The sequence below is a fragment of the Micrococcus sp. 2A genome (genome assembly GCF_039519235.1).
Lineage (GTDB): Bacteria > Actinomycetota > Actinomycetes > Actinomycetales > Micrococcaceae > Micrococcus.
Map to the genome: position 1 here is coordinate 1,132,629 of NZ_CP154351.1, position 20,633 is coordinate 1,153,261.

Sequence of the window (20,633 nt, forward strand, 5' to 3'; positions counted from 1 at the left end):
TCTAGTTCCGCGCCGGTGTGAGAGAATCGGCTCGGCCGTCCCGTGCCCACACCACGGGCCGTCCCGCTGTGCGCCCGACGACGGGCCGCCGCCGTCGCGTCGGCCGCGGGGAGTGTCCCCGTGCCGAGGTCGGCTCGGTCGATCCGATGCCGCCCCTGCGCCGATCGGCGAACCAGCCATCGAGCAGGCCCGGTTCGGCGCACACAGCGGTTCAGGCCCAGGACCCCTCCCGGGGCCCCGGACCCGTTCACCAGACGACTTCTCTCGGTGACCGCCTCCCGGCGCACCCCGGGCGCGCGAGCGCCCGCGGGGCAACGCGGCCGGGGCGCGGTCCGTGACACGCCGTGCCGGCGGTGCGTGTGGCGCCGACGGGCGGCGGGAGGTGCTGCCATGGCGGCCAATGAGAACCAGACCCCCGCGGACGAACGCTCCGCATCCCAGCCCGTGTCGGGCGAGACCGTCCTGTTCGATCCCCGTGACCCCTTCGCGGTCCCCGAGAACGTGATGGAGGTGCTGCGGACGCGTCCCGCGCGTCCGCAGCACGCGGCGGACGACGACGGGGACCGCGGCCACGAGGACCACGACCAGGACGACCGTGACGAGTCCGAGGATCGCGGGGACCGCCCGGCCGTCTCCCGCCGCCGTCGCAAGCGCCGCCGCGGCGCCGTCGACATGGAGCTGGACGGCGGTGAGGACGGCGACCCGGAGCACACCGTGACCCGGGTGCGCGCCCCCCGCGCCGCCGCGGCCGAGGCCACGCGCTCGGACACCGTCCAGGGCGTCAAGGGCTCGACCCGCCTGGAGGCCAAGCGCCAGCGCCGCCGGGACTCCCGCTCGGGCGGCCGCCGCCGCACCGTGATCACCGAGGCCGAGTTCCTGGCCCGCCGCGAGTCCGTGGACCGCAAGATGCTCGTGCGCCAGCGGGACAGCCGCATCCAGATCGCCGTGCTCGAGGACGGCGTGCTCGCGGAGCACTTCGTCTCCAACACGACCCAGGACTCGATGATCGGCAACGTGTACCTCGGCAAGGTGCAGAACGTGCTGCCCTCGATGGAGGCCGCGTTCGTGGACATCGGCCGCGGCCGCAATGCCGTGCTGTATGCGGGCGAGGTCAACTGGGACGCCGCGCAGCTGGACGGCAGGCCGAAGAAGATCGAGAACGCGCTCAAGTCCGGGGACACCGTCCTGGTGCAGGTCACCAAGGACCCGGTGGGGCACAAGGGCGCCCGCCTGACGAGTCAGGTCTCCCTGCCCGGCCGCTACCTCGTGTACGTGCCCGGCGGCTCCATGACCGGCATCTCCCGCAAGCTCCCCGACGTGGAGCGCGCCCGCCTGAAGAAGATCCTCAAGGACCACCTCCCGCAGGACGCGGGCGTGATCGTGCGCACGGCCGCGGAGGGCACCTCCGAGGAGGAGCTGCAGAACGACATCAACCGCCTCCGCGCGCAGTGGGAGGGCATCGAGGGCCGGGCCTCCGCCGGCAAGGTGCTGGCGCCCGAGCTGCTGTACGCCGAGCCGGACCTGACCATCAAGACCCTCCGCGACGTCTTCAACGAGGACTTCTCGGCGATGATCGTCCAGGGCGAGCAGACCTGGGACAACATCGAGGCCTACGTGACCTACGTGGCCCCGCACCTGCTGGACCGCCTCCACCACTGGGTCCCCGAGGACCTCGAGGGCGAGGACCTGTACGCCACGCACCGCGTGGACGAGCAGCTCCACAAGGCCCTGGACCGCAAGGTCTACCTGCCCTCCGGCGGCTCGCTCGTGATCGACCGCACCGAGGCCATGACGGTGGTGGACGTCAACACCGGGAAGTTCACGGGCTCGGGCGGCAACCTCGAGGAGACCGTCACCAAGAACAACCTCGAGGCGGCCGAGGAGATCGTCCGCCAGCTGCGTCTGCGGGACATCGGCGGCATCATCGTCATCGACTTCATCGACATGGTGCTCGAGGGCAACCGGGACCTGGTCCTGCGCCGCCTCGTCGAGTGCCTCGGCCGTGACCGCACCAAGCACCAGGTGGCCGAGGTCACCTCGCTCGGCCTCGTGCAGATGACGCGCAAGCGCATGGGCACCGGCCTCGTCGAGGTGTTCTCCGAGACCTGTGAGCACTGCGCCGGCCGCGGCATCCTCATCCACGACGCGCCGGTCGAGAAGGGCCGCGTCCAGGCGGAGTCGCGCTCCGAGGGCGAGGGCCGACGACGCAAGCGCCGTCGCGGCTCCGACGTGGACGCGCCGCACGACGAGTCGACCACGGGCGAGCCCGATGAGGAGGCCTCGGACGAGGCCCGTCAGCGCCGCGAGCGGGCGGCCGCCGCCCGCGCCGCCCTCCACTCCATCGCCAAGGCGTCCGGCAAGATCGAGGAGGCCCCCGTCGAGGCCGCCTCCGACGCCGCCCCGGCCTCCGACGACCAGCGCGGGCAGGAGCCGGAGGACGAGGAGTCCGCGCCGGCCGAGTCGGACCGTGGCACCCGGCCCGAGCGCGACAGCGCCGACGCCGAGACCGAGGGCGACGAGGAGAACGGCGGCCGCCGCCGTCGGCGCCGTGGACGCCGCCGCGGCCGCGGGGGCGACGACGGCTCCCGCCCGTCCGGCGACGAGCGCACCGACTCCGGCCGGGACGCCCGCGAGGCCGCCCCGGAGCAGGAGTCCGCGACGACGGCGGACGTCCAGCCGGCCGGCGGCGTGCCCGCCCAGGCCGAGCCCGTCGAGTCGGAGCCTGCCGCAGAGCCCGTCCAGGCGGAGGCCCCGGAGGCCCCCGCCGCCGAGGAGGAGGGTGAGGGCCGTTCCGGAGGCCGCCGTCGTCGTGGCGGGCGCGGGCGTTCGCGCCGCGCGGACGCCGACCGCTCCGCCCCGGAGGCGCCGCGGGCTCTCCAGGATCCCGAGCAGACCGAGGCCGAGGCCTCGGCGGTCACGGACACCTCGGAGGAGCCGGAGATGGCTGCCCCGGCTCAGGCCGCACCGGCCCCCGACGCCCCCTCCGAGGCCGCTCGTGAGGTCTCCGGGGTCATCACGTTCGACGGCGAGGACGTCCCCGTGCCGCGTCGTCGGCGGTCCCGCCGGGCCTCGAGCGACGGTGCCGTGCGTCCCGCCGCAGAGCTGAAGAGCCTGGAGGATGCCCTCGAGCGCCGCGGCGCGGAGGCGCCCGCCTCGGTGGCCGCCCGGGCCCCGGAGCCCGTGGCCGCGGAGGCGCCCGAGCCGGTCGCCGAGCCGGCACCCGCCCAGGCGCCCGAGCCCGTCGTGCCGGCACCCGCCCAGGCGCCCGACCCCGTCGTGCCCGAGCCCGCTGCGCCCGCTGCGCCCACCGCCGAGCGTCCGGCCCGCCGTCGTTCGCGGCGTGCCGTCTCCTCGGACGGCGTCCAGGTGGAGGTGCAGGACGCCTCGGCCGCCGCCACCGGGAGCCGCTTCACCGCCTCGGCCGCCGCTGCGCCGACCGAGCGCACCGCCGCGGAGGCCCCGGCCCCGGTCATGCTGGGCGTGGGCGTGAAGGCCGCGGACCTGGCCCGACGCTGACGGGCCGCGGCTCGGCGCGTCGCCCCTCTCGGGGGCGCGACGCGCCGAGCGTGTCGCGATTGGTGCGGGTGCGGGGGACGCAGTATGATGAACAATCGGTGTTCACCGCCCGCACGCTCCTGCATGTCCCGGTGAGGGACCGTCGTACCCGGGCGCACGCTGCAGTCGAGGTACGGGTGTGAGAACACAGCCGAATCCATTGAAACGTCGAGAGAAGTGAGTCCCAAGTGGTGTACGCGATTGTCCGCGCTGGCGGCCGCCAGGAGAAGGTTTCCGTCGGAGACCTCGTTACCCTTGACCGCGTCCCCGCTGAGACCGGTGGCTCCGTCGAGCTGCCCGCTCTGATGCTGGTGGACGGGGAGAAGGTCACGGCAGGCGCCGACGCCGCCGGTGTGAAGGTGACCGCCGAGGTGGTCTCCCACTCCCGCGGCAAGAAGATCGTTATCCAGAAGTACAAGAACAAGACCGGCTACAAGAAGCGCCAGGGCCACCGCTCTGAGCTGTCCACGGTCAAGATCACCGGGATCGCCTGAGCCGTCACCGGCTTCGCGCACCCCGAGCATCCGAGAGGTTAGGCAACAGCAATGGCACATAAGAAGGCCGGCAGTTCCTCCAAGAACGGCCGCGACTCGAATCCCCAGTACCTCGGCGTCAAGCGCTACGGCGGCGAGGACGTCAACGCCGGCGAGATCATCGTCCGCCAGCGCGGCACCAAGTTCCACCCGGGCCACAACGTGGGCCGCGGCAAGGACGACACGCTCTTCGCGCTGTCGGCCGGCTCCGTGTCCTTCGGTCAGCGCCGCGGCCGCAAGGTCGTGGACGTGGTCGCCGCCGCCGAGTGATCCCACTCGCGGCCTGAGCGCGGGCCACGCCTCCCACCCGGAGGCGGTCCGCGCGGCTTGACGCCCCGGCGGGGGCGGGTCACTGTTCTCAGGACCCGCTCCCGCCGTCGTCGTCTCACCCCTTCTCTCCCACCGTCAGGATCCTCCCCATGGCAGCCTTCGTGGACCGCGTCGTCCTCCACCTCACCGCCGGCAACGGCGGGCACGGGTGCGTGTCCGTGCACCGTGAGAAGTTCAAGCCCCTCGGCGGTCCCGACGGCGGCAAGGGCGGCGACGGCGGCGACATCACCCTCGTGGTGGACTCGCAGACCACCACCCTGCTCAACTACCACCACGCCCCGCACCGCTCCGCGGAGAACGGCCAGCCCGGCATGGGCGACCACCGGGCGGGCAAGGACGGCACGTCCCTCGTGCTGCCCGTGCCGGACGGCACCGTGGTGAAGGACGAGAACGGGAACATCGTGGCGGACCTCGTGGGGGAGGGTGCCACCTACGTGGCCGCGGCGGGCGGTCAGGGCGGGCTCGGCAACGCGGCGCTGGCCTCCGTCAAGCGCAAGGCCCCGGGCTTCGCGCTCCTCGGCCTGCCGGGGGAGAGCCGCGAGCTCTCGCTCGAGATCAAGACGGTCGCGGACATCGCCCTGGTCGGGTTCCCCTCCGCGGGCAAGTCCTCGCTCATCGCGGCGATCTCGGCGGCGCGCCCCAAGATCGCGGACTACCCCTTCACCACGCTCGTGCCGAACCTCGGCGTCGTGCAGGCCGGGGAGGTCCGCTACACCGTGGCGGACGTGCCGGGCCTCATCCCCGGAGCCTCCGAGGGCCGCGGCCTCGGCCTCGAGTTCCTGCGCCACGTGGAGCGATGCGCCGCGCTCGTGCACGTGCTGGACTGCGGCACGATCGAGCCGGACCGCGACCCGATCGCCGACTTCGAGGCCATCGAGGCCGAGCTCGAGGCGTACGCCGTGGAGCCCGTCTTCTCCCAGGGCGGCGACGGCGTGGTGCCGCTCAACGAGCGCCCCCGCCTCGTGGCGCTGAACAAGACCGACCTGCCGGACGGCGCCGAGATGGCGGACATGGTCCGCGCCGAGCTCGAGGGCCGCGGCCTGCGGGTCTTCGACATCTCCGCGCTGGCCCGCGAGGGCCTGGAGGCCCTCAAGTACGCCATGGCCGACCTGGTCACGCAGGCCCGCGAGCGGGTCCCCGAGCCGGAGGCGCCCGCGCCCGTCGAGGTGCCCCGCCGCTTCCACCGCAAGGGCGAGCGCGGGGAGTTCACCGTGGTCCGCGAGGAGCGCAACCTCAAGCCCCTGTTCCGCGTGCGCGGCGAGAAGCCGGAGAAGTGGGTCGCCCAGACCGACTTCGTCAACGACGAGGCCGTGGGCTACCTCGCGGACCGGCTGCAGCGCCTCGGCGTCGAGGACGGCCTGTTCAAGGCCGGCGCGACGCCGGGCGACGCCGTGGTGATCGGCGACGACGAGTCCGGTGTGCTCTTCGACTGGGAGCCCACCCTGTCCGCCGGCGCCGAGCTCCTCGCCGGCCCGCGCGGCACCGACCTCCGCCTCGACGAGCGCAGCCGCGCCACCCGCGCGGAGAAGCGTGCCGAGCAGGACCAGCGCCGGGCCGCCCGTGCCGCCACGCGGGCTGAGATGGAGGCGGAGCGGCGCACCGGCCTCTGGACCGTGGACGAGACCGAGGACCCCGACCGAGAGGACTGACCCATGTCTGCACGCCGCACCGTCGTCACCCGCTACGCCACGCCCGCCACGGGCGGGCCGGAGGACCCCAAGGCCAACCCCGTGACCACGCGGGAGACCCTGCCGGCCGCGCGGCGCGTGGTCATCAAGATCGGCTCGTCCTCCCTCACCACGCCGACCGGCCTGAACACCGAGGCGATCGATGCGCTCGTGGACGTGATCGCGGACCTGCGCTCCCGCGGCACGCAGGTGGTGCTGGTCTCCTCGGGCGCGATCGCGGCGGGCTTCCCGCAGCTGGGCCTCACCCGCCGCCCCAAGGACACGGCCACGCAGCAGGCGGCCGCCTCGGTGGGCCAGGGGAGCCTCATGGCCCACTACTCCCAGAGCTTCGCCCGGCACGCCACCACCGTGGGCCAGGTGCTGCTCACGGCGGAGGAGCTCATGCGCCGCGGCCAGTACATCAACGCGCACCGCTCGCTGGCCCGCCTGCTCACGATGGACGTCATGCCGATCGTCAACGAGAACGACGCGGTGGCCACCCGCGAGATCCGCTTCGGCGACAACGACCGCCTCGCCGCCCTCACCGCCAACCTCGTGAAGGCGGACCTGCTCGTCCTCCTCTCGGACGTGGACGCGCTGTACACGGGGCACCCGTCGCTGCCGGACTCGCGGCGGATCGCCACCGTCTCCTCAGACGAGGACCTCGCGGGCGTGGACGTGCGCACCCCGGGCTCCGCCGGCGTCGGCACGGGCGGCATGGTCACCAAGGTGGACGCCGCCGGCATCGCGGCCACCACGGGCATCCCCACGCTGCTGACCTCGGCGCCCAACGCCGCCGCCGCCTTCGCGGGGGAGGACGTGGGCACGTGGTTCGAGGTGGCCGGCCGGCGGCGCTCGGCCCGCGCCGCGTGGCTCGGCCTCACGGCCGAGGTCCGGGGCCGCCTCACCATCGACGACGGCGCGGTCGCCGGCGCGATCGACCGCGGGCGCTCGCTCCTGGCCGCCGGCATCACGGACGTCTCCGGGCAGTTCACGGCCGGCGACGTCGTCGAGATCGCGGATCAGGACGGCCGGGTGCGGGCCCGCGGCCTCGTCCAGTACTCCGCGTCCCAGCTGCCGCGCATGCTCGGCCGCTCCACGGCCGTCCTGAAGGAGGAGCTCGGCGCGGGCTACGACGGCGTCGTGGTCCACGCGGACGACTGGGTCCGGCTCGCCCCCTCGCACGCGGCCTACAGCTGAGCGCGAGCCGCGCCCTGCGTGCCCGCCGCCCCGTTCGCTAGGGTGGCGGGCATGGACACGGAGCAGAACGCCCAGCAGCAGCCCGCCCCCGACGTCGTGGAGGCGATCCGCAGCCGGTCCGCGTGGGCGCGGGCCGCGTGCGGCGAGCTCGCCCGCGCCGGCCGTGCCCGCAAGGACGAGACGCTCCTGGCTCTCGCCTCCGCCCTGCGCGCGAACGGCCCCGCCATCCTGGCGGCCAACGCGGAGGACGTGGAGCGCGGGAAGGCCACCGGCACGACGGCGGCCCTCCTGGACCGCCTCATCCTCGACGACGACCGCCTGGAGGGCCTCGCCGTCGCGCTGGAGGACCTCGCCGCGCTGCCCGATCCCGTGGGCGTGGTCGTGCGCGGCCGCAGCCTGCCCAACAGCGTCCGCATGCAGCAGGTGCGCGTGCCCCTCGGCGTCGTGGGCGCCGTCTACGAGGCCCGTCCCAACGTCACCGTGGACATCGCCGGCATCGCGCTGAAGTCCGGCAACGCCGTGATCCTGCGGGGCGGCTCCGCGGCGGAACGCACGAACACCGTCCTGGTCCAGGTCCTGCGGGAGGCGGTCGGCGCCCAGGGGTTCGACCCCAACCTCATCCAGGGGATCGACGACCTGGGCCGGCCCGGCGTCGCCGCCCTCATGGAGGCACACGGCTCCGTGGACGTGCTCATCCCGCGCGGCGGCCGGGAGCTGATCCAGCGCGTGGTCCGCGAGTCGCGCGTCCCCGTCATCGAGACCGGCGAGGGCAACGTGCACCTCTACATCGACGCCTCCGCGCCCGTCGAGATGGCGGCGGACATCGCCCTGAACGCCAAGACGCACCGCACCTCCGTGTGCAACGCCGCCGAGACCCTGCTGCTGCACCAGGACGCCGAGGCGGCGGGCCGCGAGGTGCTGCGCGCCCTCACGCGTGCCGGGGTGCTGCTGCACGTGGACGCCGCGGCCCGCGCCTGGCTGCCGGACGCCGCGGACGGCGGGCCGGCGGCGCGCACGGCCGTGGACGCCACCGAGGAGGACTGGGGCCGCGAGTACCTGGACATGGAGATGGCCGTGAAGACGGTGGGCTCCCTGGACGAGGCCATGGAGCACATCCGCCGCTGGTCCACGGGGCACACCGAGGCCATCGTCACCAACGACCTCGCGAACGCGGACCGCTTCGTGACGGAGATCGACGCAGCCGCCGTGATCGTCAACGCCTCCACCCGGTTCACCGACGGCGGCGAGCTCGGCCTCGGCGCGGAGGTCGGCATCTCCACGCAGAAGATGCACGCCCGCGGACCCATGGGCCTCGAGGAGCTGACCACCACCAAGTGGATCCTGCGCGGCGACGGCCAGATCCGGCGCTGACCGCCGCTAGGATGGACTGAGGCACACCCTGGCCGGGGCATGGACCCGGCCGTCGCACCCACGCACCGAGGAGCACCCATGCTGAACAGCGCACTGATCCTGGCCGCCGCGGAGGGCCACCACGTGGTCCACGAGCTGCCCATTCCCGCCATCTGGTACGGGATCATCATGTTCCTGCTGCTGATGGCCTCCCTGCTGGCCATCATGTCCATGCGGTCCGTGTCCCTGCGCCACCCGGAGCCCACCACCACGGTGCAGCGCCACGGCGGGCACGGCTCCACCGGCTCGCACGGCGCCGGCCACTGATCGTGTCCGCCGACGCCGGACGGCGTCCCCGCCTCGGCATCATGGGCGGCACCTTCGACCCGATCCACCACGGCCACCTCGTGGCGGCCAGCGAGGTGGCCGCGGAGTTCGACCTCGACGAGGTCGTCTTCGTGCCCACCGGCCAGCCGTGGCAGAAGTCGGACAAGAAGGTCTCCCCGGCCGAGGACCGCTACCTCATGACCGTGGTCGCCACGGCCTCCAACCCGCGGTTCACGGTGTCCCGCGTGGACATCGACCGCCCGGGCGACACCTACACCGCGGACACCCTGCGCGACCTGCGTCGTCTGAACCCGGACGCCGAGCTCTTCTTCATCACGGGCGCGGACGTGCTCGCCCAGATCCTCACGTGGAAGAACGTGGACGAGCTGTGGGACCTCGCGCACTTCGTGGGCGTCACCCGGCCCGGCCACGACCTCACGGACCCCGGCCTCAAGGACGACATCTCCCTCATGGAGATCCCGGCCATGGCCATCTCCTCGACGGACTGCCGCGCGCGCGTGGCCCGTGGCCGTCCCGTCTGGTACCTCGTGCCCGACGGCGTGGTGCAGTACATCAACAAGTACGGGCTCTATCAGCCCGAGGACGACGCGCACCCCGCGTTCGCCATCGACCCCCAGGCTCAAGGAGCACCGTGACCGTTCCCCAGACCACCCTCGACGCCCTCACTGTGGCCGCCGCGGCCGCCGCGGAGAAGCTGGCCACGCACGTCGTGGCCGTGGACGTGGCCGAGCGCCTCGGCCTCACGGACGCGTTCCTCATCGCCTCGGGCGCCTCGGAGCGTCAGGTCAACGCCATCGTGGACGGCGTCGAGGAGGCCCTGCTGAAGGACGAGCAGCTCAAGCCGCTGCGCCGCGAGGGCCGTTCCGACGGGCACTGGGTGCTCCTCGACTACGGGCACTTCGTGGTGCACGTGCAGCACCGGGAGGACCGCGAGTTCTACGCGCTCGACCGCCTGTGGAAGGACAGCCCGGCCATCGACCTGGGCCTGCCCGAGGAGGCCACCCGGCCCGACGCCGCCGGTGAGGCCTCGGACGCCGCCCACCAGTACTGAGCCGCCCGTGCGCCTGATCCTCCTGCGTCACGGCGAGACCGACTGGAACGCCCTCGATCGGTACCAGGGCCGCACCGACGTCGACCTCAACGCCGTGGGCGAGCGGCAGGCCCGCCGCGCCGCCGGCGGGCCCGTGGGCGACCTGATCGAGGACGCGGAGGAGCTCGTGGCCGTGTGCTCCCCGCTGGCCCGGGCGCGCCGCACGGCCGAGATCGTGCTCGAGGCCCGGGTGGGCGCGGCGCCCGTGGCCGTCGACCCGGAGCTGATGGAGCTGGCCGGGGGACAGTGGGAGGGCCTGGAGCTCAGTGCCATCGCGGAACGCTGGCCGGACGAGCACCGCCTCTGGCGGGCCGAGCCGGCGCTCGACGCCGGCCCCGTCGGCGGGGAGACCCTGCGCGGGGGCGGCGAGCGGGCCCTGCGTGCGCTGCGCGGACACGTGCCCCCGCACTGGGCGGACACCCCGCGCGACGGTGGCGCCCACACCCTGCTCGCCGTGGCCCACGGTGCGCTGATCCGCGCGGCCACGGGGCTGCTCCTGCGTCACGAGGGCGAGGCCTTCGCGGCGATGGAACGGATCGGCAACGCCCGCGCCGCCGTGCTGCAGGGCGCGTTCGCCCCGGACACCGGGGCCGAGGGCTGGGGCGATTGGACCCTCGAGGGTTACGGCATCTGAGGGCGCCCCGGCCTGGACGCCGATTTGGCGCCCGCGCGGGGACCGTGTACGCTGGTCGAGTTGCCAGCGAGGCGAACGCGCCGGAAACGGCGCGTGAACATCGCGGGTGACACCCACATCTGGGGGTATGGCGCAGTTGGTAGCGCGTCTGCATGGCATGCAGAAGGTCAGGGGTTCGAATCCCCTTACCTCCACCAGTCAGAAGGCCCGGTCCATACGGACCGGGCCTTCGTCGTCGTCGGGCTCCCGTGCGCGGTCGGTGCGGGGGACACGCCGGGGTACGCGGCGCGCTCCGCCGCCGTGAGGGCGGGTTCCACCGCACGGCCCTCCCGCGCCGAGGCGACGGCGGCCTCGAGCACCGCCATCACGGCGACGGCCTGGTCGGGGGTGGCGGCGTCGCCGCTCGGGCGGCCCAGGATCGCGTCGCGCACGCCCGTGTAGGACCGCTGCTGGGCTCCGGTCGGCGCAGGGACGCGCTCGATGTCCCCCTCCCCGTCGTGCAGGAGGATCGGGTCCGGGTCGACGCCCCAGTCCGCGGCACCGGGGAGCAGACCCGTGCGCAGCTGAGCCTCCTGCTGATCCGGCAGTTCCTTCACCGCGGTGCCGCGCGTGCCGTGGACCGCGAAGCGCGGGCTGCCGCCGGCCACGAGCATCGACGCCTGCAGGACCACACGCCGGCCCGGGTACTGCAGCACGCAGTGCGCCCAGTCCTCGACCGGGGCGCCCGGACGCAGGGCCGCGAGGTCGGCGTCCACGAGATCGGGGACGCCGAAGAGCAGGAGCGCCTGGTCGACCAGGTGCGGGCCGAGGTCGAACCAGATGCCGCCCCCGGGCACCGCGGCTTCCCGCCAGCGGTCCCGGACGGTCGGACGGAAGCGGTCGATCCGGGACTCGAGGTGGACGACGTCTCCGAGCCCGCCGGAGCGGACGAGCTCGGCGATGCCCAGGAAGTCGCTGTCGAAGCGGCGGTTCTGGAACACCCGCAGCACCCGTCCCGTCTCGGACGCGAGGTCGCGCAGCTCCCGCGCCTCGGCGAGACTCAGCGTGAAGGGCTTGTCCACCACCACGTGCCTGCCCGCCCTCAGGGCCGTGCGCGCGAGCGTCGTGTGCTGGTCGTTCGGGGCGGCGATCACCACGAGGTCCACGTCGTGGCGAGCCAGGAGCGCGTCCACGTCGGGCACCACGACGACGTCCGGCAGGTCCGCGTGCACTGCGTCCGGGCGGCTGGAGGCGACATGGGTGAGCGCGAGTCCCTCCGTGGCGTGGAGCAGGGGGACGTGGAACGTCTTCCCGGCGAACCCATAGCCGATCAGGGCGGTGCGGATCGGTGCGTCAGTGCGGGACATGCAGGACCTCCTGGGCTGGCGGCGGGCATGGGGGCGTCTCCTGCACGCTAGGCCGTGGGGCCGCGGCGGTCCATCGACGCCGCCCGGCAGGTTTGCACGGTTGCCGCAGGCCGGGTATTCTGTTCAGGTGCTCCGGCCGGTCCGCCGGAAACGGGGGCATCACCCACCTGGGGGTATGGCGCAGTTGGTAGCGCGTCTGCATGGCATGCAGAAGGTCAGGGGTTCGAATCCCCTTACCTCCACCAGTCAGAAGGCCCGGTCCATATGGACCGGGCCTTCGTCGTCGTGGTGGCGAGCTCAGCGAGTCGGATCGTCGCCCTTTCGTCTTCGCTGATCTCGATGCCGTTGGTGAGCGCTTGATTCGCCAGGCGCTTGCCTTGGTGGTTCGTGCGCGCGTAAAGCATGGCGCAATCGGCCAGCAGGCCGAGGGCCGTGCTGAGTTGTTTGCGTGCTCCGGCGTGGTGGTCGTGTTCGCCGGCGAGGCGGCGGTCGATATCGGCGAGGCCGGTCTGGGTGGCGCTTAAGGGTGTCGAGGTCGATGGCGTCGGCAAAGTGCGCGGCGAGGAGTTTGTCACTCGCGTTTTGGAGCCGCTGGCGGTTCTCGGTCAGCTCTGCCAGTTCCTGGGATCGGGAAGCGAGGGGGACGGCAGCGCTGCGCGAATACTGGGGCTCAGGAGGGCCGAGCGGACTGGGGCCGGAGTAGCAGCCGTGGCTGCATAGGTGCTGGTTCGCGCGGCGGCGAACATAGCCCCAGTCCAGGCCATCGCGGCACCGGGCTGGCGCTAACCCTTCAACCGCTCTGCGGGGACGTCTTCGAAACCAGCCAAGTACCCGGAGTGCCCGGCATAGCCTGGATACCCGGGGTGGCCCGCATAGCCTGGATATCCCGGGTAACCGGGATACCCCCGGTACGGCTGACTAATCCGGGCCACGAGTCGGTTCCTGACGACTGTGCCGAGGTACTCGCCATGCTTGTCAACTGCGTCTGCATCTCCCCACGGGAACCAACCGATCCATTGACCGGATTTGTCGAAAAGGAAGCGCGCATCCGGCGACTGGCGAAAGGCGATGAACTCGCCGCGAGTGTTGAAGTAGCACTCCATGGCTCTCCTCTTGAGTCGTTCGCTGAAGCTGTTACAGCGGCCCATGCTGCAAGTATTACAGCCGCCACCGACAGTCCCTACCCCAGATCGCGGCTGCGTGGCTCCGTGGCGCCAAACACGATCAACGGCATGACCACCGGGCGCACATGAACCTAACGTGGCTGGGCGAAAGTTGCCGCCCAGAGCGGCTCGGAGCTCCGTTACGGATGAACCCATTCGTAGGCGTGTGGGGCGACGGAACTCGCAAGATGACAACTACACGCTGAGGCGGTGCTCAATTTGGCGTTCTGACGCGCGGGGGAGTTGATCTCGTGGATGCGAGCAGGTCTCAGCGTCAGTGGGGCGAGCGAACGTCCTGGAGATAGAGATATCTAGGGTAGTACCCGGCTTGCGCACGTCCGGTGATCGTGCAGGGGGGACCCGCCTCGTCGTTGATGCAGCGCTCGTAAACTTCAGCCGCGCTGTCAGCCGCCGCCTTCTGCAGCGCGTCGGGCAGCCGCTTCGTCGGTGGGTAAGTCACGCAGTCTGTCAAGGTGCAGGACGGCCATTGCGCCCATGAGTTCCTCAGCTTGGCTGTCGAGGGAAAGACCGGCGACTGGCCTGAATATCACTTCGGACAAGTACATGGAGACGGTACCTTCCTCCTCGGCCTCTACGTGTTGCTGGAGGAGCGACAGGGAGGCTTGGATGTCGGCTAATTCACGACTCTGCGACTGGCCTGTGTTGGGCCCCTGCGCATCCGCGCGGATGATGGGGGGTTGCTGGTCGCCTTGTGCTGTGACAGGTTCGGGCAGGCGTCGCATCCTGCGCCGCGCTGCTTCGTGAGATCGGTGGACGAGTCGCTCAGCGAGTGTCGCTGGAGACGTGGTGTGGTCTAGCAGAAGCAGGCCCGCTGCTTGAGCCCACTCCATTGCTGTGTCGGGTGAGATGAGTAGAGCCGGGCGTGCAGCGCTGGAACTGAGCTGGTAGCCGAAGCCAAGGGAAACGCGCTGATCCGAGCCGGCTGGGGTGTCGGCTGTGATTGGGCGGACAGCGTCGAAGACGCACAGAACGACGAGGTGGGGCCCGAGTTGTTCGCGTGCGGCGTCGTCCAGAGTCTCCAGCAACGCAAGCGTGTCGTCGAAGACGTGCGTTGGCGCCATGACAACCCAACTTCGCGAATCGAGCGCCCACGACGCAGGATTGGGATCTTCGACGAGTTCGTAGGTTACTTCCGACACGGGTTCGAGGAGACTCTGCAAGACCGCCTCGGAACGGCTCTGCTCCGCGTCTGTGACTTTCCTCCATATCTCGGTGGCTGAGGGAAGAGGACTTGTGGCGCTAATGAGTCGTGCCCGTTCCGGATGGCGGTGAAGCGCGATAGCTAGGTCTGCGCTGCGCCGCATCGCGTCACTGAGGTCGTTGGGCAGAACTGACCCGCGGCCCTGTAGGAAAGTGCGGGTGTTTCGACGAGCTTGGTCGATCTTCCCTGCGGCCTCCCGCAGAGCGATGGCAATGGCTAAGAGACTTTGGGTATTCGTTTCGTCGTCCGAACAAGCATTGTCCAACGCATCTAGGGCGGCGCGTAGGACGCGTGTTGTCTGGTCTTCGGTGCGGTCGGCGTCGTCGTCGAGAGCGTGTGCGGACGCGGGCCCGGAGCGTGCGGGAAGTGGGGGAGGCTGGAGGGCGCCGAGGCGCCTGCGGAGGTCGGCGAGCTGGGCGCGCCAGGCAACCCGGCGCCGTTTGTTGTCATGTGGCTTGAACCGGAGCGGTAGCTCTCTGGCTGCAGTTGCCAGGTCGGCTGCGGCACTGATCTGGGCCGTGACCACCTCCGGGGCGTGTCAGATGGTCTGTGTAAGCCGTACCGAGAGGAACGGTAAGAATCATGACCATGACCGACGAGAAGAACCCAGGCGAGCCCTCGGGCCAGGACCTGGTCGAGCAGCTGAAAGCCTCAGGGCAGCTTGATTCCCTATTCGCGCAGATCGACGCGGGCGGCGTCGAGCTCACCGGTGACGGCGGGTTCGTGCCCGCGCTGGTCAAGGCCGCGCTCGAGCGGGGCCTGCAGGCCGAGCTGACCAGCCATCTGGGCTACGAGAAGGGCTCGAGCGAGGCGCCGAAGCACGCCAACTCCCGCAACGGGACCACCCCGAAGACCGTGGAGTCCGAGGTCGGGCCGATCGAGCTGGACGTCCCGCGAGACCGGGGCGGGTCGTTCACCCCGCGCCTGGTGCCCAAGGGCCAGCGGCGCCTCGGGGGCCTGGATGACATGATCATCAGCCTCTATGCCGGCGGAATGACGATCCGGGACATCCAGCACCACCTGGCCTCCACGATCGGCACGGACCTGTCGCACGAGACGATCTCCAACATCACCGACGCCGTGAGCGAAGAGGTCCTGGCGTGGCAGTCGCGGCCGCTGGAGGAGTTCTATCCGGTGATCTATCTCGACGCAATCCGGATCAAGATCCGAGAGAACAGCCAGGTCCTCAACCGTGCCGCCTACATCGCCGTCGGCGTGGACCTCGAGGGCATCAAGCACGTGCTGGGGATCTGGGTCCAGGACACCGAGGGCTCGGCGTTCTGGGCCCACGTCTGCGCCGATCTCGCCAACCGGGGCGTGCAGGACGTGCTGATCGTGTGCTGCGACGGGCTCAAGGGCCTGCCGGAGGCGATCGAGGCGACGTGGCCGGACTCGATGGTCCAGACCTGCGTGGTTCACCTGATCCGGGCCGCGATGCGGTTCGTGGCCTACCAGGACCGCAAGAAGGTCGCCGCCGCGCTGAAGCCGATCTACACTGCCCCCAACGAAGAGACCGCGAGGAAGGCGCTGGCCGAGTTCGAGGCCTCCGAGCTCGGCACGAAGTACCCGTCTGCAGCCGCGACCTGGGCGAACTCCTGGGAGCGGTTCATCCCGTTCCTGCAGTTCCCACCCATGCTCCGCAAGGTCATCTACACGACCAACAGCATCGAGTCGCTGAACTTCCAGCTACGGAAGGTGACCAAGAACCGCGGCCACTTCCCCTCGACCGAGGCGGCGGTGAAGCTGCTCTGGCTGGCGATCTGCAACATCGAAGACAAACGCGCCGCCGAACGCGCTCGGGACCGGGGCAAACCCGCCGGCCAGCGCAAAGCCCAGGGCCGGCTCGTCGAAGGCCAGGCCGTCACGAACTGGAAGCAGGCCCTCGCCCAGCTCGCCGCGGCCTACCCCGACCGGATCAACCCCTACCTGTGACCACCCCGCTTACACAGACAAGTTGACACGCCCCACCTCCGTCCACGTCTGGGACGAGGTGGCGCGGCGAAGAGCCGCCTGATAGCCAACAGCTTGGCGTACGGCAGTACGCTCAGGAAATCTCGCGCGCCGCATGTCCTTATGGCCGGGCAGTTGAGTCCCTGATAGTGGTGTAACCCTCCCCGGCCGCCAACACCGTCCCCAGCATGGACGCGGTCACCGTGGGAGCCTTCGAGTGAACCTTCCACAGCACTCTCGAAAGGGACATCACCACGATGACCGCTCCTCACATTGTCGACCCTGAACGCCTGCTACGCGAAGCGATCGGCGAAGCCTCGCCGGACTTGTTGCGCCACCTGCTGCAGACCGTGATCAACGCCCTGCTCAGCGCTGACGCAGACGCGGTCTGCGGCGCCGAGTACGGCACCGCTTCTGATACCCGCACCGCACAGCGCAACGGGTACCGCCACCGGCCCCTCGACACCCGCGCCGGCACGATCGACGTGGCCATCCCGAAACTGCGCGCCGGCACGTACTTCCCAGAGTGGCTGCTCGAGCGACGCAAGCGGGCCGAGTCCGCGTTGATCACGGTCGTCGCCGACTGCTACCTCGCTGGGGTCTCCACCCGACGCATGGACAAGCTCGTGCGCCAGCTGGGCATCGACTCGCTCTCGAAGTCCCAGGTCAGCCGGATGGCCGCCGAGCTGGACGAGCACATCGACGCGTTCCGGCACCGCCCGCTGGGGGATGCCGGCCCGTTCGTGTTCCTCGCCGCGGACGCCCTGACCATGAAGGTTCGCGAGGGTGGTCGGGTGATCAACGCGGTGGCCATGGTCGCCACCGGCGTCAACGCTGACGGGCGACGTGAGGTACTCGGGCTGCGGGTGGCCACCACGGAGTCAGGCGCGGCGTGGAACGAGTTCTTCGCTGATCTGGTCGCCCGCGGCCTTCACGGGGTGAGACTGGTGACTTCGGACTCCCACCGTGGCCTGGTCGAAGCCATCGCGGCGAACCTGCCCGGGGCCGTGTGGCAGCGGTGCCGCACGCACTATGCCGCGAACCTGATGGCGGTGACCCCGAAGGCCATGTGGCCGGCGGTGAAGGCCATGCTCCACAGCGTCTACGACCAGCCTGACGGGCCGGCGGTGCACGCCCAGTTCGACCGGCTCTTGGACTACGTGGCCGAGCGGTTGCCCGCCGTGGCTGGGCACCTCGATGCTGCTCGGGAGGACATCCTCGCGTTCATCTCGTTCCCGAAGGACGTGTGGTCCCAGATCTGGTCGAACAACCCTGCCGAGCGCCTGAATCGGGAGATCCGGCGCCGCACGGACGCGGTGGGCATCTTCCCGAACCGGGATGCCGTGGTGCGGCTCGTGGGGGCCGTGTTGGCTGAGCAGACGGATGAGTGGGCCGAGGGCCGCCGGTACCTCGGTCTCGAGCTGCTGGCCCGCTGCCGCGAGCCCCTCACGCAAGAACCGGGCACCGTGATGGGCACGGAGGTGATGCCGGCCCTGGCCTGATTCTCATGCCTCGAAGACGGTTACACCACTTCCAGGGACTTGACCGGCCGGGCTCGAAGTCCCGCACCCGGTACGGGACTCCCGCCGCAGTGACAGTCGTGATCGTGAATCGCTGCAGTTCGGGGCAGGCATCCGCGAGCCGTGTGAGGCAAGCGACAGTGGACTCGTTGAAGGCGTCCTTTGTGCCTGCTCTCGGTATGTCCCACGGGAGGAGTGGTAGCGGGATTTCGTCGAGGTCTAGGGGCAGCAGTCGCGTGACGCACACGGATGACATGTCTTCATCAACGGCGGCGTCGAGAATCGACTGGTCTGCTGCACAAATGAGGCTGACTCGGTTGTCCAGGGGCCCAAGAATCTCAATGGTCTCCTCCTGTGAGAGATGAGCGTGGCAGACAGCTGCTAGGCGGGACCAGATGGTCGCAGTCCAGATATCGTGCGGTGTTGGAACTCGTTTGAAGAGAGAGCGGAAGAGATCGATGGGAACGCTGAGGTGCGGATGGCCAGCTTCTAGGACGCGGATAGCATCGAGCAAATCCGCATCTGTGAGGATGCTGTGGAGCCGTTCACTGTCGATTCCAGTGCAAGCCGCCTGCAGGGCCGTGTCGTAATCAGATCGCGCCGGCAGTTGATTCGCGATGTTCTTGATGCGACGGGCCATGTTGTCGAACTGCTTCACTCCGATCTCGTCGAAGCGTAGATTCTGGTTACGCTGCGAATAGACGAGAGTTGCGAGCATCTCAAGCGGCACACTTGAAGGCCGTGCTCGTTCGAGGATCGGCAGCGTGGCCCGAACGTAGAGTGCGTTATCGGCGCGCTCGGCACCTTCGAGGAACGCAGCGACGTCACCTGCGCTCTTGCTGTAGATGTTGAGAGAGTGCCCGAGAGCTTCAACGACTTCGTCCACGCACTTGGGATGAAGTTCGGCGACCCGGCGCAGCATCCATCCCGCCTGCTGAGGATGGATCAAGGCAGCGACTCGCGCCAGTGTGTTCCCAATCCGAGGGGGAGGGTTGTCGTGAAGCAGGTCGCTGATCGTTGTGGAGCGGAGCTCGTGAATCCCACGCCAGTTGTCGCCGTCGCTGACCGCGATGTGCTCATCACGCAACACGCCGAGCGCGTCACCCACGCTTGCGAGTTCCGTGACGACCTGATCAGCAGCCAGCGCAGAGCCAAGGCGATCTGCGCTCACTGTGAGGCCGAGTGTGTGTGCTGCGGTGACCAGGCGTGCTGCTTCACGCTGGATTCGGCGGTCGGGAGCCTGAAGGCCCGCGACCTGGGTGGCCAGCACCTGCCGCAACCGTTGCCCTGTGGTCAGCAGAGCGACGTACTCCATGAGCAGGCCTTCGGATCGCTGGAATGCTTCGTCAGGGTCCATGCGGAGTGGGATGCCCTGCTCGCGCATCCGTTTACCCAACGCCGCAGCCAGGAGGGCTTCGAGTTGCGGTTCCACCACACGGGTGGAGCCCACGAGCAGCGCTGGTGAGAAGTCCTCAGCGCGCGCGGCACCAAGGAGCAGCACCGCGGGGATCTCACGCAGTAGGGCTGCAGCATGCGGCCATCCCGTGGTCTGCGGTCGGCCGAGATCGTCAGCGACGACCATCACCGGTGACGTTTCGCTCGGACGCAGCAGCCGCACGTGCCGGGCAAGCGCTCGTGCGTCGTCCTCGTCCTCGACCCGGTTGACTCGCAGAACTCTTGCCGCAGGGATGAGGTCACGGGCAGCGCGCCAGAGAAGCACTGACTTGCCCGCGCCCGAGGGGCCGACAAGCAGAGTGCTTCCCTCTTCCCTGAGTCCCTCAGCGCATGCGAGCAGTTCACTGGGTCTGGTCACGTCCAGGTTTGCTGCCACGTGTCCTGGGCGTCCGTCAACGCCAAGGTAGAAGATCCGAGCCGGAACCTCTTCTGCTGCGAGGAAGCTGACAGGCGCGCAGACGCCAGAGGCAACGGCCTCGTCGAGACCGGTCACGTCAACGGCATCTTGGACCTCGACAATGATGGCGTCGAGGTCGCTAACCCGTACCCGAGCTGCAGTCTGACTGGTCGCACGTCGCTGATCGCCCGAGGCTCGTGCCAGCACATCCTGAGGCGACTGACAGCAATGCCTGCGACGGTGGGATGGACATTCACCGCTTCGGCCAGCAGGGCTTCGCTAGCCTGGCCGATCCGGTAGGGGAGGCGCACAACACGGGCGCGGGCAAGGACGCTCAAAGCGTGAACATCGTCGTACCCGCGGGTGACCAGGCCGGCCAGAACCCTTTCCACGCCTCGGCTGGATTGATCGCTGAGCACGGCGTCCCATCCGGTGAAGGAAAGACCGGACCCGAGCGAACCATCGGTGAGAACAACAATCTCCGCACCCCTCGCGCTCACCTCTGCGTGGGCAAGGGCCTCGGCGAGCCCCGCGGGGCCCATCTCGCCCTGGCCACCATCGAGTTCCTTCATCTGAACGAAGGTGCGCGTACCGTCGACTGCAACGCAGTCCGCATCCTCATAACCCTCGGGGATCAGCTCGACGAACGGCAGATGCCCGGCGCGTGATGCGACCAACAAGTACCCGCACACAGCGACTTGCCAGCTAACGCCAGATATGTTGCGCGCACCTTGGCGGAGGTCGGCCCACAGGTCGTCGAAGTTCATCTCGCGACGCTTCTGGAGCATCGCCTTCTCTCGATCCGTGCCAGGATGCGATATCCCCGATAACGCAGATGCGGGCCCGGAGGCATCTGCCTGTGCGGCTGGCGCG

Annotated in this window: 17 protein-coding genes and 2 tRNA genes; 14 read left to right on the forward strand and 5 right to left on the reverse strand. The window is 70.1% G+C overall.

Annotation, left to right across the window (positions count from 1 at the left end):
* Positions 1-390 precede the first annotated feature (390 nt).
* The 11 genes from AAG742_RS05290 to AAG742_RS05340 all read left to right on the forward strand — a co-directional run bounded on the left by AAG742_RS05290 (position 391) and on the right by AAG742_RS05340 (position 10,904).
* A complete protein-coding gene (locus tag AAG742_RS05290) occupies positions 391-3,516 on the forward strand; it encodes an Rne/Rng family ribonuclease (protein WP_343282405.1) in 3,126 nt (1,041 codons plus the stop codon).
* A 227-nt stretch (positions 3,517-3,743) separates the two neighbouring features.
* Positions 3,744-4,049, forward strand: coding sequence for a 50S ribosomal protein L21 (gene rplU / locus AAG742_RS05295; RefSeq protein ID WP_248114951.1), 306 nt, complete (start codon positions 3,744-3,746; stop codon positions 4,047-4,049).
* A gap of 51 nt (positions 4,050-4,100) precedes the next feature.
* Positions 4,101-4,358, forward strand: a complete 258-nt coding sequence (gene rpmA / locus AAG742_RS05300; RefSeq protein ID WP_248114948.1) for a 50S ribosomal protein L27 — start codon at positions 4,101-4,103, stop codon at positions 4,356-4,358.
* 149 nt (positions 4,359-4,507) lie between these two features.
* Positions 4,508-6,067, forward strand: a complete 1,560-nt coding sequence (gene obgE, locus AAG742_RS05305; protein WP_298713436.1) for a GTPase ObgE — start codon at positions 4,508-4,510, stop codon at positions 6,065-6,067.
* A 3-nt stretch (positions 6,068-6,070) separates the two neighbouring features.
* Positions 6,071-7,285, forward strand: coding sequence for a glutamate 5-kinase (proB, locus tag AAG742_RS05310; protein ID WP_298713439.1), 1,215 nt, complete (start codon positions 6,071-6,073; stop codon positions 7,283-7,285).
* 51 nt (positions 7,286-7,336) lie between these two features.
* On the forward strand, positions 7,337-8,656 hold the full coding sequence (locus tag AAG742_RS05315; protein WP_298713441.1) for a glutamate-5-semialdehyde dehydrogenase: 1,320 nt from the start codon (positions 7,337-7,339) through the stop codon (positions 8,654-8,656).
* Between the two features lie 78 nt (positions 8,657-8,734).
* Positions 8,735-8,962 carry a hypothetical protein gene (locus tag AAG742_RS05320; protein ID WP_248114942.1) on the forward strand — a complete coding sequence of 76 codons (228 nt, stop codon included), beginning with the start codon at positions 8,735-8,737 and terminating at the stop codon, positions 8,960-8,962.
* Positions 8,963-8,964: 2 nt separating this feature from the next.
* The gene (nadD, locus tag AAG742_RS05325) at positions 8,965-9,618 is read left to right on the forward strand and encodes a nicotinate-nucleotide adenylyltransferase (RefSeq protein WP_298713443.1); all 654 of its coding nucleotides are present in this window, start codon (positions 8,965-8,967) and stop codon (positions 9,616-9,618) included.
* Positions 9,615-10,034, forward strand: coding sequence for a ribosome silencing factor (gene rsfS, locus AAG742_RS05330; protein WP_248114941.1), 420 nt, complete (start codon positions 9,615-9,617; stop codon positions 10,032-10,034). Before nadD ends, rsfS begins: the two co-directional genes overlap by 4 nt.
* 7 nt (positions 10,035-10,041) lie before the next feature.
* Positions 10,042-10,707 (forward strand): histidine phosphatase family protein, encoded by a 666-nt coding sequence (locus AAG742_RS05335; RefSeq protein WP_298713448.1) that lies wholly within the window; start codon positions 10,042-10,044, stop codon positions 10,705-10,707.
* 121 nt (positions 10,708-10,828) lie between these two features.
* A tRNA-Ala gene (locus tag AAG742_RS05340) sits at positions 10,829-10,904 on the forward strand.
* Here the strand turns inward: AAG742_RS05340 and AAG742_RS05345 are convergent.
* Complete coding sequence (locus AAG742_RS05345) at positions 10,893-12,053, reverse strand: oxidoreductase (protein WP_298713450.1); 1,161 nt, start codon at positions 12,051-12,053, stop codon at positions 10,893-10,895. The genes AAG742_RS05340 and AAG742_RS05345 overlap by 12 nt on opposite strands.
* Before the next feature lie 169 nt (positions 12,054-12,222).
* Between AAG742_RS05345 and AAG742_RS05350 the strand changes: the two genes are divergently transcribed.
* Positions 12,223-12,298 (forward strand) — tRNA-Ala (locus AAG742_RS05350).
* On the opposite strand, the gene AAG742_RS05355 is transcribed toward AAG742_RS05350, so the two are convergent.
* Both AAG742_RS05355 and AAG742_RS05360 read right to left on the reverse strand, forming a co-directional pair.
* Complete coding sequence (locus AAG742_RS05355; protein WP_298713453.1) at positions 12,287-12,628, reverse strand: hypothetical protein; 342 nt, start codon at positions 12,626-12,628, stop codon at positions 12,287-12,289. The genes AAG742_RS05350 and AAG742_RS05355 overlap by 12 nt on opposite strands.
* Positions 12,629-13,620: 992 nt before the next feature.
* The gene (locus AAG742_RS05360) at positions 13,621-14,964 is read right to left on the reverse strand and encodes a hypothetical protein (RefSeq protein WP_298713457.1); all 1,344 of its coding nucleotides are present in this window, start codon (positions 14,962-14,964) and stop codon (positions 13,621-13,623) included.
* 62 nt (positions 14,965-15,026) lie between these two features.
* Here AAG742_RS05360 and AAG742_RS05365 point away from each other — a divergent pair, with 62 nt between their 5' ends.
* Complete coding sequence (locus AAG742_RS05365; RefSeq protein ID WP_010078807.1) at positions 15,027-16,370, forward strand: IS256-like element ISMlu11 family transposase; 1,344 nt, start codon at positions 15,027-15,029, stop codon at positions 16,368-16,370.
* 275 nt (positions 16,371-16,645) lie between these two features.
* Entirely contained in the window at positions 16,646-17,890 is a 1,245-nt protein-coding gene (locus AAG742_RS05370; protein ID WP_031943898.1) for an IS256 family transposase, read from the forward strand.
* Here the strand turns inward: AAG742_RS05370 and AAG742_RS05375 are convergent.
* Together AAG742_RS05375 and AAG742_RS05380 are read right to left on the reverse strand one after the other, a co-directional pair.
* Positions 17,835-19,856: a hypothetical protein gene (locus tag AAG742_RS05375; protein ID WP_343282406.1), complete on the reverse strand. Its 2,022-nt coding sequence runs from the start codon at positions 19,854-19,856 to the stop codon at positions 17,835-17,837. The genes AAG742_RS05370 and AAG742_RS05375 overlap by 56 nt on opposite strands.
* Positions 19,853-20,527 (reverse strand): hypothetical protein, encoded by a 675-nt coding sequence (locus tag AAG742_RS05380; RefSeq protein WP_298986377.1) that lies wholly within the window; start codon positions 20,525-20,527, stop codon positions 19,853-19,855. The genes AAG742_RS05375 and AAG742_RS05380 overlap by 4 nt, the downstream gene beginning before the upstream one ends.
* Between the last annotated feature and the right edge of the window lie 106 nt (positions 20,528-20,633).